At 34.8% G+C, this 15347-nt stretch carries 10 protein-coding genes; 3 read left to right on the forward strand and 7 right to left on the reverse strand.

From position 1 onward, the window contains the following. A partial coding sequence (locus H3T96_RS02995; protein ID WP_144091591.1) for a helix-turn-helix domain-containing protein occupies nucleotides 1–459 on the reverse strand: 459 nt, incomplete at its 3' end. Nucleotides 460–530: 71 nt separating this feature from the next. Next, nucleotides 531–3161 (reverse strand): sel1 repeat family protein, encoded by a 2631-nt coding sequence (locus tag H3T96_RS03000; protein ID WP_144091590.1) that lies wholly within the window; start codon nucleotides 3159–3161, stop codon nucleotides 531–533. A gap of 310 nt (nucleotides 3162–3471) precedes the next feature. Between H3T96_RS03000 and H3T96_RS03005 the strand changes: the two genes are divergently transcribed. Both H3T96_RS03005 and H3T96_RS03010 read left to right on the forward strand, forming a co-directional pair. Continuing rightward, the gene (locus tag H3T96_RS03005) at nucleotides 3472–4380 is read left to right on the forward strand and encodes an SPFH domain-containing protein (RefSeq protein ID WP_039127625.1); all 909 of its coding nucleotides are present in this window, start codon (nucleotides 3472–3474) and stop codon (nucleotides 4378–4380) included. Between the two features lie 106 nt (nucleotides 4381–4486). Next, nucleotides 4487–4954 carry an NfeD family protein gene (locus tag H3T96_RS03010; protein ID WP_144091589.1) on the forward strand — a complete coding sequence of 156 codons (468 nt, stop codon included), beginning with the start codon at nucleotides 4487–4489 and terminating at the stop codon, nucleotides 4952–4954. A 338-nt stretch (nucleotides 4955–5292) separates the two neighbouring features. Here the strand turns inward: H3T96_RS03010 and H3T96_RS03015 are convergent, their stop codons facing one another. Then, the gene (locus tag H3T96_RS03015) at nucleotides 5293–6186 is read right to left on the reverse strand and encodes a LysR family transcriptional regulator (protein ID WP_144091588.1); all 894 of its coding nucleotides are present in this window, start codon (nucleotides 6184–6186) and stop codon (nucleotides 5293–5295) included. A gap of 149 nt (nucleotides 6187–6335) precedes the next feature. On the opposite strand from H3T96_RS03015, the gene H3T96_RS03020 reads away from it, so the two are divergent. Then, the gene (locus tag H3T96_RS03020; RefSeq protein WP_198248586.1) at nucleotides 6336–7514 is read left to right on the forward strand and encodes an NAD(P)-dependent alcohol dehydrogenase; all 1179 of its coding nucleotides are present in this window, start codon (nucleotides 6336–6338) and stop codon (nucleotides 7512–7514) included. Nucleotides 7515–7986: 472 nt separating this feature from the next. Here H3T96_RS03020 and H3T96_RS03025 read toward each other — a convergent pair whose 3' ends face one another. The 4 genes from H3T96_RS03025 to bglX form a co-directional block, all read right to left on the reverse strand. Further along, on the reverse strand, nucleotides 7987–10134 hold the full coding sequence (locus H3T96_RS03025; protein ID WP_232356410.1) for a carbon starvation CstA family protein: 2148 nt from the start codon (nucleotides 10132–10134) through the stop codon (nucleotides 7987–7989). A gap of 321 nt (nucleotides 10135–10455) precedes the next feature. Beyond that, entirely contained in the window at nucleotides 10456–11175 is a 720-nt protein-coding gene (gene btsR / locus H3T96_RS03030) for a two-component system response regulator BtsR (protein ID WP_065738764.1), read from the reverse strand. Continuing rightward, nucleotides 11169–12869: a sensor histidine kinase gene (locus tag H3T96_RS03035; RefSeq protein ID WP_144091586.1), complete on the reverse strand. Its 1701-nt coding sequence runs from the start codon at nucleotides 12867–12869 to the stop codon at nucleotides 11169–11171. The genes btsR and H3T96_RS03035 overlap by 7 nt, the downstream gene beginning before the upstream one ends. 52 nt (nucleotides 12870–12921) lie before the next feature. Continuing rightward, the gene (gene bglX / locus H3T96_RS03040; RefSeq protein WP_370545714.1) at nucleotides 12922–15195 is read right to left on the reverse strand and encodes a beta-glucosidase BglX; all 2274 of its coding nucleotides are present in this window, start codon (nucleotides 15193–15195) and stop codon (nucleotides 12922–12924) included. Nucleotides 15196–15347: the final 152 nt, after the last annotated feature.

Consider the following 15347-nt stretch of genomic DNA (forward strand, 5'->3'; position numbering starts at 1 on the left):
TAACTTTTTTAGAACAGCATTTTCTGCTCGTAGATAAGCTATTTCCTCTTTTAATGCTTCAATTGTTTTTTCATCATCACTGTGAGTGGGTTCAATACGGGTTCGCTTCATACAGGGTCTTCCTCTGGAACGATATTCAAGCCCCCGGAAACCTTTTTTATAATATCTATCAAGCCAAACAAATAGAAGACCGGGGGAGCTTAAATTAAGCATAGCACTAGTGTGCCCGAGAGACCAATTATTTGTCCACATTAATTTTAGTGCTTGTAATCTTGCTTCGGCATCACGTAAATGAGGTGTTGGTTGAAAGGAGTTATCGCCATGAATCGCAACCACTTGCGACCAATACCGAATCTGACTAGAAGATATCGCATATTTTTTTGAAAGAATTTCCGATGATTCTCCTGATAAGAATTCATTAGCTATGATAATTTTTAAATCTCGACTATATTTTGACATAAAAAGACCCCCAGTTATTGGTTGTCCAACTATTGGGGGTCACTTCATTGATTAATCCGCGCTTTTTATTGTTAACGTAATGGCATTTCCGATTGAACTACTTTAATCGGCTTACTTCTGGTTTTAGATTGAGAGGTTCTCACATGGTTTGTGATCCACAATTTATGGTGAGGTTGACATTGAGGACCTAAGTAGATCTTTTCAAGATAATCTTCTATTTTGCCATAATTAACAAATAGACTATTTGCATAAGCATAATCTTTCGGTGCTTGTATTAACTCATCAGCAATATTGGTAATATAAAACATCCGACATTCATCTTCATCCTCAAAGGCGGCATGCTTGACTAAGCATGAGATAGGCATCAATGCTAAAGCAATCAATTGATCCAAATTAGTTATTTTTTCGATTATCTCTTTTTGCTTAGGTTCTTCAGGATTTTTCAAAGAATGAATAATTTCTTCAATTTGCTGTAATTTTTTTCTAACTGTATTTATTTTTGCTTCTTCATTTAGCGAGTCTAAATAATTATTCCACTTAGCATCAATATTTTCAGCAGAATCACTTTGATGTTCTAAATAAAAGGAGTACTTGTTACGTTTAGCAATACTAATGTAACCATTTTTTGGATCAAAATAGAGACAACGGAATAATGGCAAAGAACCAACAGAAGATGTAATATTTTTTTCAGTAACAGTTTCAGAGTTTTTTAGGTCTGAATTTTCGTTTAAATTATTCTCGGTTTTATCGTTCTTATGATTCAAATTATCATTTGAATTATTTAATCCCATAGTTGTCACTACGCTTTTAGCTGAATCATTTATTGGTAAACCTAAAGCAGTATTATTGAACAAATGATTAATACTCTCAGGATTAATACTTCTATTAATATCATCACCAAAAAACTTTTTATTAAAAACCAAACTGACACTTGAACCGACAATATTGTTTTCATTACCATAAAGCCTGAATTGATTTAATGAATTATGATTAAATGAAAAACTAGCTAAAAAAGTTTTGATTTCATTATCTTTTTCAGTCTTAACACCTAACGAGTCAGTTAAAACTTTGTTTTCAGTTGGATCATTCATAAAATCCACCACATTTAAACGAAAATCACTTGGTTTATTTTTATTTTTTAAAAGGTTAAATAACACTTCTGGTTTTGTATAATGAGCCACTTGCCGTTCAAATATTAGTCCATCATTATTTTCAGATTCATTTAAATTAAACTCTACAAGTAGTTCTTTTTGTATGTGAAGTGTTAATTCTCTAATATCACAAATTTTAGCAACAAGATTATCCCTTTGTTTTTTTTCAAATATTGATGAATCTTTATTGCTAATCACAGATAACATCATTTGAGCAACAATATAAATTCCAAAAATATCATCATAATAAACCACATTTTGATAATACTCTTCCGCTGATTTTAATTTAACTTTTGTTTTGTTAAAGAAAACATTATCACCTAATATCCATTGTACATAAGAATATATTATTGGATTATTTTGCTTTCCAATATTCAAATAACAGCGTTCGGCCTTCTCAATATTATGTTGATTTTGGTAAATATCACCTAAATAAAATTGTGCAAATTCATATATCCCTGGATTATCCTCCTTTTCAACATTAAAATAAAAATATTCAGCTAGTTCAATATTTTGTTTATTTTGATAAATAACACCTAAATTAAATTGTGCCACAGCATATGCCACTGAATTATCTTGCTTTTCAATACTTGAATAATATTCTTCTGCCCGATTAAAATTATTATATTCATATTGGTAAATAATACCTAAATACACTTGTGCTGTAGCATATACTCTTAGATTATCTAGATAATATTGCTTTTCAATATTTGAATAATATTCTTCCGCCCGATTATAATTATTATATTCATATTGGTAAATAATCCCTAAATATAATTGTGCTTGAGCATATGCCTTTGGATTGTCTTTCTTTTTAACATTTATATAATATTGTTCAGCTTTCTCAATATTATTGTTTTCATTCTGGCAAATAATACCTAGATTCAATTGTGCTTGAGCATATGCCTCTGGATTATCTTGCTTTTCAACATTTATATAACATTGTTCAGCCTTCTCAATGTTATTGTTTTCATTCTGGCAAATAATACCTAGATTCAATTGTGCTTGAGCATATGCCTCTGGATTATCATCCTTTTTAACCTTTAAATAATAGTGCTCAGCCTGCTTAATGTTATGTTTTTCTTTTCGGTAAATATCACCTAATTTACATTGTGCTTGAGCATATAACTTAGGATTATCTTCCTTTTTAACATTTAAATAACATTGTTCAGCCATCTCAATGTTATACTTTACTGTTTGGTAGATAACACCTAATTTACATTGTGCTTGAGCATATACCTTAGGATTATCTTCCTTTTTAACATTTAAATAACATTGTTCAGCCATCTCAATGTTAAATTCTTCTTCTTGATAGATAAAACCTAAATTCAATTGTGCATTAGCATATATTTCTGGATTATCCGCCTGTTTAATATTTAAAAGATGTTTTATCGCTTGCCGCCAATCTTTTTTATATTCGTAATAAATTGTACCCAATTCAAATTGAGCTAGTGCATATTCCTCATCACCATCTTGACCATCTTTCCGAGTAATTTTTTTGAGTCGTTCAATTCGTTGTTGGATTTTTAATTCTATATTTTGTTGTTCCATTCCAATTCCTTTTTTATTATTTTTATATTCAATTAATAGTATTTTAGCTATTACACTGTTAATAATATTAGGTATACTTTTTAGTCATTTGATTTTATCAACAGTTAAATAAAATACGAAAACATTTTGTTAATGGATTTTATTTTGAACAATTTTGTTATAAATATGTTTATGTTTATAAGTAGAATCAATGCAAGAAGCTATTTTAATTTCATATAGTTATGTAAATTAATAATTTGTCAAAGTACCTTATAGCGATTAAAATGATTTACACTTTTAAATTATCTCCAAAATCCTGAGAATTTAACTTATGCCTATATTTTATCTTCTTATTGCAGTAATTGTTTTACTTGCTGTAGTAACTGTTTTTAAAGCCATTACCATTGTGCCACAAGGATACCAATACACTATTGAGCGTTTTGGTAAATATACTCACACTCTTGAACCGGGTTTAAATATTATTATTCCTTTTATGGATGGTGTAGGTCGTAAAATTAATATGATGGAACAAGTGCTTGATATTCCATCTCAAGAAGTCATTTCTAAAGATAATGCTAATGTGCAAATTGATGCAGTTTGCTTTATTCAAGTACAAGATGCTGCAAGAGCCGCTTATCAAGTCAATCAACTTGAACGTGCTGTGATCAATCTTATGATGACCAACATTCGTACCGTACTCGGTAGTATGGAACTTGATGAGATGTTATCGCAACGTGACCACATTAACTCAAAATTACTGAGTATTGTTGATGATGCAACCAGTCCTTGGGGCATTAAAATTACCCGTATTGAAATTAGAGATGTGCGCCCACCGGCAGAGTTGATTGCAGCCATGAATGCACAGATGAAAGCTGAGCGTAATAAGCGTGCTGAAATTCTAGAAGCTGAGGGGATCCGCCAAGCCGCTATTTTACGTTCCGAGGGTGAAAAACAGTCAGAAATTTTAAAAGCCGAGGGTGAAAAACAAGCCGCATTTTTACAAGCTGAGGCTCGTGAACGTGCCGCAGAAGCGGAAGCAAAAGCGACACAAATGGTTTCGGATGCGATTGCCGCTGGTAATATTAATGCAATTAACTACTTTGTTGCCCAAAAATATACTGAGGCATTACAACAGATCGGCGCTTCAGATAACAGTAAAGTGGTAATGATGCCGCTTGACGCTTCATCTCTGATGGGAAGCATTGGCGGTATTGCGGAATTAATTAAAAATTCTAAATAATCGGTATTAAATTAAGTTTAAGTAACACAAATTTCCTAGCTGATAATCAATTAGCTAGGAGATAATTGAAAAATATATTTCAATCAATAAATGAAAGGTAAAACCAATGTCTGATTTTTTAATGGTTATTTATGATTCTCCTCACTGGGTATTTATCGCTTTAGGCGGTCTGTTGCTGATTGCTGAACTATTAGGAACGGGCGGATATGCACTCTGGAGTGGAATTGCAGCCATTGTTGTTGGTTTAATCGCTTGTATTTTACCTTTATCTTGGCCTGTTTTATGGATCCTTTTTTCGATTTTCACTCTCACTTCAGCTTATATTTGGTGGGTTGTATTAAAAAAACGAGATCACAATAAATCACAAAAAAATCAGATCAACCAACCTCAACAGGAGTTAATTGGCATTAAAACGGTTGTTACCGATGCGATTATTAATGGTTCAGGGCGAGTTAAAATTAAAGATGGGACTTGGTCAGCAAGATGTGATAAAGATCTCGACGTTGGTCAATCAGTTGAGGTTATTTCAATTAATGGTTTAACTTTGCATGTAAAACCATTAAATCATGAGTGATACTGTATTGGTTGAATTAATCACAGAAACAATTTAATTACAAGACGCGTCATTGACGCGTTTTTTTATGGTCATAATCGCAATATACTCAATAGTTAAAACGAGTATTTGTTCGGTAAAATTCTCTTAATTCATACATTCGAAACTAAATATTATTATGTTATTTTGATAATTAAATCCCGATGCCCTAGACAAGAATATCCTCATTAATTGCCTAAGATGAAACCTAGTGTTTTAAATTATTAGACTAAAAATGATATTTTTTATAACGAATAATTTAAAACTGATATATAAATTTATCTTTGGGTTTGGGTCACTAAAAAATTGGTATTGGTATTTTAAGTAGTCGATTCCGTTAAAAGTTGTTCTAATATTTCATAAACAAGTAATACCCGTTTAGGGGTAATTGTTTGATTTGGCCTGTAAAGATAAAATGACCATATTTCATTTTCGTAATTATCGAACACAACGACCAGCTCTCCTGAGTCAAGATAATGCTGGCAATCTTGGCGAGCAATCGGCGCAAAAATTCGACCTGCTAATGTAGCTTGCAGTAAGCTCTTTAAATCGGTAGTAACGACACAAGGATTGACCAGAGGTATTGGCAAATCACCTATAATCCAATCCCATGCTTTACCAGTACTTGAATTAAAAATATTCCCTACAGGAAATTTTTGTGCCAATTCAAATATATCTTTTGGCAAACCTGTTTGGGTGATAAGTTTAGGTGATACAACAATCGGCTCTTGCATAACATAGATTTTTTTAGCAATCCAATGTTCGTTGGGCGTTTTACTAATGCGAATACCGATATCGATTTGGTCGTCTACAGCTTTAAGAATTTCAAAATCCGTCCGCCATTCGATATTAATCTGTGGATATAGAGCCAGTGCGGTCAATAATTGGTATAGAATTCGGTCGAAATATGGATACGGCGGTAAAGTGATTCGAACTGTACCACGCAATTCATCTTTTGCATTTTTGGGCAAACCAAATAACTGCTCTTCTTCCTGCAAAAAATGCACCGCTTTAGGTATAAACGTCTCGCCAAAATCAGTCAACGTAATGCTTCGGGTATTTCGCTTAAATAGTGGTTCGCCCAAATCATTTTCTAATTCGGCAATCATTCGGGTGATCACCTGTGGTGAAACAGAAAATTGCGCAGCGGTTTTTTTAAAACTCAATACTTCTGCCGCTACTACAAAATATTTCAACGCATCTAAACGATTCAATTCATGATCTCATTTTTTGGAATTGTGTTTTCTTATTTTAGTCATTTTAAGAGATCATTCAGTAGATTACAATGTAATCGATAGCTTTATAAAAAAGGTGAATTGCTAATAAAACAACCTCATTTTAAATAATGGATAAGGATTCAATTATGAACACATTAATTTCTCGACGTAATTTTTTAAAATTGTCTGCCACTGTCGGAGTAGGTATGGTGTCTGCTCATACTGCCTCAATTATCCCAACCGCCCAAATGAAATATCATTACACAGGCGGTAATGTAAAAACAAAAGCCTACGCCGCTTTTGATGAATCGGGAGAACTGCGTCCATGGGAGTTTGAACGTCGCCCTGTAGGAGATAATGATATATTAATCGAAATCAAATACGCTAGCATTTGTCATTCAGATATTCATCAAGAAAAAGGCGACTGGGGCAAAATGACCTATCCGCAAGTACCGGGTCATGAGATCGTGGGCATTGTTGTTGCCGTAGGGAAAAATGTGACCAAATTTAAAATAGGTGATCGTGCAGGTGTGGGCTGCATGGTTGATTCTTGTTTAGAATGTGAAAGCTGTAAAAATGGTTTAGAACAACATTGTGACAATGATCAAACGCTATTCACCTATGGCAATCCAGACAACCGTGAGCCAACCTCAATCACTCAAGGCGGTTATTCCAGTCACATTGTAGTACGCGATCATTTTGCGGTACATATTCCTGAAAACATTAAACTACAAGAAGCCGCACCATTATTGTGTGCTGGCATAACAACATATTCGCCATTGATGAAATACAAAATTAATAAGGGTGATAAAGTCGGCGTTGTCGGCATTGGAGGTTTAGGACATTTAGCCGTGAAAATTGCTATTGCCAAAGGGGCCAAAGTCTATGCCTTTACTACTACGGCTGAAAAAGAACAAGATATCCGTAAGCTTGGTGTAGAAGAAGTGATTTTAGTCGATGATCTTAGTAAATTACAACCTTATAAAGGCAAATTAGATTACATGATTGCCACCGTGCCAGAACAGTTTGATGCAGCACAATACGCGGCAACTGTGAAACCATTTGGTTATTTTACCGTGGTCGGAATGGGGAAAAATTTTATGCTTGATATCAGCAATATTATAATGTCACAGTCGCGAGTGAATTTTAATGCTTCATTGATTGGTGGTATTGCTGAAACTCAAGAGCTTTTGGAGTTCTGTTCTCAAACGGGAGTGCGCCCACAAATTCAAATGATCAGCGCAAATCAAATTAATCAAGCGTGGAAAGATGTGGTAGCGAAAAAAGCACGCTTCCGTTATGTGATTGATGCCGCCACCATTTAGATTAAATTAGCAAATTAAAGGCAATACGTATCATCAAACATCATTAAAACCAAAAGTCGTATTAAATGAACGGTTTTTGGTTTGAGGATACAAAGGTACGGCTTTCCGATAGTATAAAGCTTCACGAAAAAAGCAGGAAAAGTTCACATCATTGGCAAGATTTTTGATGTTGCTTTTATCCTGATGAATTAATAATCATTAAATCAGAAAACTGACAATATCTTTCTAAAAAATAGAGCATTAGCCATTACATGCAAGATAAAATTAGTCAACGAGCAAAAGCTATCAACATGGAAATCTTTCCAAGAAAATCATATCAGGGAAAAGTAAATAGCAATCTATTTTGAATCCGTAAATTTATTTATTAAAAATGCTCATCAACCGATATTGATTGATGAGCATAAAATGAAAATTGATTATTTATCACTATCATTAGGATGCCTGATTAATAGAACATCCTAATGATGATTAACTAATGTGACATAGACGTTTTTACACCACCTTCGGGAATAGGTACATAAGCGGTTTCTTTATCAGTTCTATGTTTGTTATTACGAACTTTTAAAGCTGTCTTAATACCAAAGAAGATAATGCTATAAACAACAACCAAGAATAGAATGCTTAAGCCTGCATTAGTATAATTGTTGATTACAATATGGTGCATGTTATCAATTTGCTGTTGCGTTAATGAACCGCCCTCAGCGATACGACGTTTATACTCGCTTGCTAAATAGAAGAATCCTTCCAATTGCGGATCATTACTAAATAATTTCAATGCTAATGCCCATGTTGTACAAATTAATAACCATATTGCTGGAATAATTGTTACCCAGACATATTGGGCTCGTTTCATCTTAATTAATACAACAGTTGCAAGCACAAGCGCAACAGCTGCTAACATTTGGTTAGAGATACCAAATAATGGCCATAAGCTCTTAACACCACCTAATGGATCGACAACGCCTTGATAGAGTAAATAACCCCATAAACCAACACAACCTAATGTACCAATAAAGCCTGCTACAAGTGAATCTGTTTTTTTCAAGAATGGTACAAAATTACCTAATAAGTCTTGTAACATGAAGCGACCAGATCGCGTACCTGCATCTAATGCAGTAAGGATAAACAGTGCTTCAAATAAGATCCCAAAATGGTACCAAAAGCCCATATTGGCACCCGGAAGAATTTGATGGAACACATGAGCAATCCCCACCGCTAACGTTGGTGCGCCACCAGCACGATTTAATACAGATGGTTCACCAATATCTTTTGCAGTTTGTAGGATTTCTTCAGGTGAAATAACAAATCCCCAAGAACTTACCGTTGCAGCAGCATGTGTTGTGACATCCTTTAATTGTGCCAAAATCACTGGCGCTTCATCAGTCCCAAGTTTATGCAAATCTGGCATGGTGATACCTAACGCTGCTGGCGGAGTATTCATCGCAAAATAGAGACCCGGTTCAATAATTGAGGCTGCAACTAAAGCCATCATTGCCACGAAAGATTCCATTAACATTGCACCATAACCAATAAAACGTGCGTCGTTTTCATTAGCCAATAATTTCGGTGTAGTACCTGATGAAATCAGTGCATGGAATCCTGAAACCGCACCACAAGCAATGGTAATAAATAAGAATGGAAACAACGAACCTTTCCAAACAGGACCTGTACCATCGACATATTGAGTAACGTCTGGCATTTTTAAATCAGGATTTAAAATAACAATCCCTATTGCGAGACCAACAATTACCCCGATTTTTAAGAAAGTCGCTAAATAATCGCGTGGTGCTAAAATTAACCACACTGGTAACATAGCAGAAACTAAAGCATAACCTACAAGAACAAAGGTGATTGTGGTTGCCTTGAACGTTAACGCTGGCCCCCAATAAGGGTCATGAGCAATAACACCACCAAACCATATTGATAAGATTAATAACACAATACCAATAACTGAAACTTCTAAAACTCTTCCTGGTCTAAGGAATCGCATATAAATACCCATAAATAAGGCAATTGGTACAGTTGAACAGACGGTAAATACCCCCCAAGGGCTTTCAGCTAATGCTTTAACAACGATTAATGCTAATACGGCTAGTATAATTAGCATAATTAAAAAACAACCAAATAAGGCAATGGTTCCCGGAAAAGGCCCCATCTCTTCTTTTATCATTTCACCCAATGATGAACCATTACGGCGTGAAGATAAAAATAGAACCATAAAGTCTTGCACCGCACCAGCAAAAACGACCCCTGCAAGTAACCAAAGCGTACCCGGTAAATAACCTACTTGTGCTGCAAGAACAGGACCAACAAGAGGACCCGCACCAGCAATAGCAGCAAAATGGTGACCAAACAAGACATATTTATTCGTTGGTACAAAGTTTAAACCATCATTATTAATGACAGCCGGAGTTGCGCGAGTAGGATCGAGTTGCATCACTTTTGAGGCGATATACAAACTGTAATAACGATATGCAACAAGGTAAATTGATACCGAAGCGGCAACAATCCAAAGTGCACTAACATGTTCACCACGCCTTAAGGCAACAACAGCAAGGCAACATGCTCCAACAAGGGCCAAGATTAGCCATGGAATATGCTTAAAGACTTTATTATTCATAATAATTCTCTTTATAAGTTTAAAATTAATTAGTTTGATACTTAAGTCCATCAAAACAGATGCTATTTAACGATTGTTACGAATGATTAATAAAAAATTTTTAACATTACTCAAAGATTAAATCCACATAATTTCAATGGATTAATATATCAACTAACGGTCCTTTTACGTTCGAGAATATAGTAATTTTTAACTTGTAAAAATAGTAATAATATTTAAGTTTCAGGTTAGATTAAGACTATGAGTGGTCAAAATTAGACGCTAAGCGGTAAAACATTATTGGTAAAACATCTACCCGTGAAGTATGCTTATGTCCAATTGTTATAGACCTAACTTTTCTTTAAGGAATTTTAAATAACGGCGACTGACCGGAACAGATATATCATTGATAAAAATGACATCCACACCGCCAGCATCATTAAAACGGATTTCTTTCAGTTTTTTTAAATTAACTAGGTATTGTCGATGACAACGTATTAAAGGTGTTTTGTCTTCAAGTGTTTTTAGGGTTAACTCAGTAAAATATTCATTATTGGATTGATTAAAAACATAAATTCCGCTGATTTTCGATGAAACATAAAAGACATCCTCCAAATTTAACAAGTAAATTCGATTATGACCAACACATGGAATGTATTTTAAACCCTGATTTACTTCTTTTAGTTGGTTAGTATTTCCTAATAAACATTGATGATGTAAACGATAGAGAGTTTTATTCAATCTTTCTTGTTCAACTGGTTTAAGTAAATAATCAAAAGCTTGTTCCTCAAATGCTTTGATAGCAAATTCACCATAAGCAGTTAAAAATACGATTCTAGGCTTTGTTTGTGGGTCAAGCATAGATAACATTTCAAAACCGTTTATTTTGGGCATTTGAATATCCAAAAAAACAACATCTGGTTGCAGCCGATGAATTTCACGGATAGCTTCCATTGCATTATTACATTCGGCAATAATAGATATTTCAGGATCAGTTTCTAATAAGCAACGTAAATTTTCGCGTGCGGGTAATTCATCATCGACAATAATAACTTTTAACATTGAACATTCGTATCCTTTTGCAAAGGCAAGGTTAACATTACTTTAGTATACTTATCTGGTTCACATTCTATATTGATACCATATTTTTCACCATAACGAATCTTAATTCGTTTATCGACAAGATTAAGTCCTAATCCTTTATTATCTTTTTTATTTTCACAGTAATTACCAGCATTATCAATTACTTCTAATATTATCGATTGGCTGTAGGCGTGAGCGCGAATAATTACTTTACCTATACCTATCAATTGTGAAGTACCATGTTTTATCGCATTTTCAACAATGGGTTGTAGTGAAAATGCCGGCAATTGTACAAATTCTAATTCGGTTGGAATATCAAATTCGATAGTCAACTGCTCCATAAATCGCATTTTTTCAATTTGTAAGTAAGCATTAACATGCTCAAGTTCATCTTTTAAAGAGGCTATCTCTTCAGTTCTTTTTAAGTTTTTTCTAAAAAAAGTAGACAGATTTTGAACTAATTGCGAGGCCTGCGTTTTGTCACGACGTATGACGGCAAGCAAAGTATTTAACGCATTAAATAAAAAGTGAGGATTCACTTGCGCATGCAGTAATTTAATTTCAGTTTTAGACAGCAGTTGTTTATAGTGTTCATTTTGACCAGCTAAAATTTGTGCGGACAACAGGCTAGCGATACCTTCGCCAAGCGTTCGATTGATTGAACTAAATAAGGTATTTTTTGCCTCATACAATTTAATTGTACCAACAACGGTATTGTTTTCACCTCGAAGAGGTATAACCAAAGTTGAGCCTAAACGACAATTTTTACTTATTGAACATTGATAAGGTTGATGGATCCCATCAAGATATTGTACTTCATTTTTTTCAATCGCCTCTAAAGTGCTATTGGATGTTATTAACGTGCCAGGTTTATGATGATCATCTCCAATACCAATAAAAGCTAATATTTTTTCTCGATCGGTGATCGACACCGCGCCTATATCAAGTTGTTGATAAATAATTTCAGCAACTTTGGTACTATTATGTTGATTAAAACCATCACGCAATAAACCTTCGGTGCTGACAGCAATTTTTAATGCTTTAGCTGAAAAAGCCGAAGTATATCTTTCAAATATTGCCCGTCTATCTAATAAAATCCGCATAAACATCGCAGCGCCAATACTGTTGGCAACAATCATGGGAGCCGCAATACTTCTGATAGCGTGCGAAACAACATCAAAAGGTCGAGAGATGACAAGCACTAACACCATTTCAAGTGATTCTACCAATAATCCTAAAATACCGACTAAAAAAGGATTATAAATAAGATCCACCCGCCCTTTTTTCATTAATACATAGTGGAGCAGACCACTTAATAGACCCGTTAAAATTGTTGATAACATACAACTTTCGGCAGTAATGCCACCCATCAAATAGCGATGAAATCCACCAGTGATGCCCACAAGAAACCCAACTATAGGCCCACCAAGGAGTCCACCTAAAATAGCACCTATAGCACGGGTATTAGCAATCGTATCTTCAATATGTAAGCCGAAATAGCTTCCCATAATACAAAATAAAGAAAAGATAAAATAGCAAACTAATTTGTGAGGTAAATGCACAGTAACTTGCATAAGAGGAATAACAATGGGTGTTTTACTTAGTAAATAAGCAATCACTAAGTAAACACACATTTGTTGTAGTAGCTGTAATACAAGATCAAATTCAAACATAATATTGCTACCAAATCGAAACCATCAAAAATTTCGATAAAAAATTACTGACTTATTTGTCTAATAAAGTAAACGTCTTTTTATTATGAGTTGTCGAGTCAGAGCCAACGAACACATTAAATTTACCAGGTTCGGCAACATATTGCATTTTATCATTCCAAAATTTTAACATGTCATATTTAATTACAAATTTTATTTGTCCTTTTTCATGCGGTTTTAGAGTAATATTTTCAAAACCAACAAGTTGCTTGACTGGACGGCTCACCGACGCGGTTATGTCTTGTAGATACAGTTGTACGGTTTGGGTTCCTAGTTTATCACCAACGTTTTCAATATTAGCGGTTACAACTATTTCACTGTCCTTTGTCATTTCAGTGCTGGATAGAACAAAATCAATATTGAAATCGGTGTAACTCAAACCAAAACCAAATGGAAATAATGGTTCGTTAGGGCTGTCAAAGTAGGAAGTTGTATATTTACCCATGTTTTCAGTTCCCCTAGGTCGTCCAGTATTTAAATGGCTGTAATAAACGGGGATCTGTCCAACATTATGAGGAAAAGACATAGGTAATTTACCTGAAGGATTATAATCACCAAACAATACATCTGCGATAGCATTACCGCCTTCTGTACCTAAATACCAAGTTTCAAGCATAGCATCAGCTTGTGCATATTCTTCGGTTAATGTTAAAGGGCGTCCATTCATCAAAGCAATTACCAATGGTTTACCTGTTGCTTTTAATGCTTTGATTAACTGTTTTTGGCTTGCAGGTAACGATATATCGGTGCGACTGGATGACTCGTGTGCCATGCCTTGAGCTTCACCAACAAACGCAATTACTACATCAGCTTTTTTAGCTTTGGCAACCGCTTCAGCAATCATTTTATCCGCTGGTCTATTATCAAATTTGGTAGTTTGTGCATATAAATTTAGAAAACGATATAGGTTAGCATCATTTGAGAGATTGGCTCCAAAAGCATAGTTTACTGATTGGGTATTATTCACCGCATGCTTAATGCCTTCAAGTGGTGTTACCGCTAAACTAGCTCGACCGGCGGCTGACCAACTGCCCAAAATATCGCGTTTTGAATCAGCTAATGGCCCTACCACTGCAATCTTTGCATTTTTAGAAATTGGCAGAACGTTATTGTTGTTTTTTAATAAAACAATACTACGGCGTGCCACCTCTTTTGCTTCTTGGCGATGCAAACGGTTATCAGCAAACATGGTATCAATATCTAAGTTAGGATCTAAATTACGATGAGGATCGTCAAATAATCCCATATCATATTTAAGTTCAAGCACATGACGACAAGCTTGATCGATTTGAGCTTCAGTAACGACTCCTTCTTTGACCAGTTCTGGTAAAAACTGTAAAAAATATTCATCGTTCATGCTTATATCAATACCAGCATTAATAGCAACACGCACGGCATCTTTCGGATCGCTCGCCACACCATGATTAATCAGTTCGCGTATTGCACCGTGGTCACTAACCACAACGCCATTAAAATGCCACATATCACGCAACACTTCGGTTAAAAGCCAGTGATTAGCCGCCGCGGGAATACCATTAACACTCACTAACGAAACCATCACAGCACGACTACCTGCATCAATAGCTGCTTTATAAGGTACCAAATATTCTTGGAACATTTTACGTTCACTCATATCAGTACTGTTATACTCACGCCCCCCTTCAACGGCACCATAAAGGGCAAAATGCTTGACCGAAGTGACAAGCGATTTTTTATCTGACAATGACTGTTTTTGCATCTTTTCAACAAAAATTCGCCCAGCTTCTGACGTTAAATAGGGATCTTCACCAAAGCTTTCTGAAACTCTTCCCCATCTTGGATCTCGCGTAATATCTACCATAGGAGCCCAAGTAATGTTTAATCCATCAGATGTTGCTTCATCAGCCGAGACTTCCGCCACTTTAGCAATAGCGTTGCGATCCCAAGTTGCAGCGATGCCTAAATTGATGGGAAATATCGTTCTATGGCCATGAATAATATCAAAACCTAATAATAGAGGAATTTTATTGGGGGATTTTAAAGCACGATCTTGCATCTGAGATAGATCAGGTTCGACAATAGTATTAAATATTCCCCCTATTTCACCCGCTTCAATCTCATCAAGGGTCTTATTAAGTGGTTGGTTATCACCAACACTAATTAAACGCAGTTGCCCTACTTTTTCTTTAATGGTCATTTTGGATAATAGGTCATCAATAAAGCGTTTTTTTTCTTCGCTATTAGTTTGTTGGGCCAATAAACTCCCGGAAAAGGCAATAAAAAATAAAAATACAGTTATTTTTTTTATCATAATATTTTGTTAATTAAGAGGATAGACTAATAAATAGCATAGCGCATTCGTTGAATAAAATCTTACTCTATACCGAGTTGATTTTCATATTTAAGACGCTTTAGCAATAATTATTTTAATTTTTTATACTAAAACGTAGTGTTAACCTC

This window comes from Gilliamella sp. W8136 (assembly GCF_016101285.1).
GTDB lineage: Bacteria > Pseudomonadota > Gammaproteobacteria > Enterobacterales > Orbaceae > Gilliamella > Gilliamella apicola_N.

Excerpts from the sequence above, each read along its gene's own strand:
- H3T96_RS03000 (WP_144091590.1), bottom strand. The coding sequence starts at position 3,161 with ATGGAACAACAAAATATAGAATTAAAAATCCAACAACGAATTGAACGA.
- H3T96_RS03005 (WP_039127625.1), top strand. The coding sequence starts at position 3,472 with ATGCCTATATTTTATCTTCTTATTGCAGTAATTGTTTTACTTGCTGTA.
- H3T96_RS03010 (WP_144091589.1), top strand. The coding sequence starts at position 4,487 with ATGTCTGATTTTTTAATGGTTATTTATGATTCTCCTCACTGGGTATTT.
- H3T96_RS03020 (WP_198248586.1), top strand. The coding sequence starts at position 6,336 with ATGAACACATTAATTTCTCGACGTAATTTTTTAAAATTGTCTGCCACT.
- H3T96_RS03025 (WP_232356410.1), bottom strand. The coding sequence starts at position 10,134 with ATGAATAATAAAGTCTTTAAGCATATTCCATGGCTAATCTTGGCCCTT.
- btsR (WP_065738764.1), bottom strand. The coding sequence starts at position 11,175 with ATGTTAAAAGTTATTATTGTCGATGATGAATTACCCGCACGCGAAAAT.
- H3T96_RS03035 (WP_144091586.1), bottom strand. The coding sequence starts at position 12,869 with ATGTTTGAATTTGATCTTGTATTACAGCTACTACAACAAATGTGTGTT.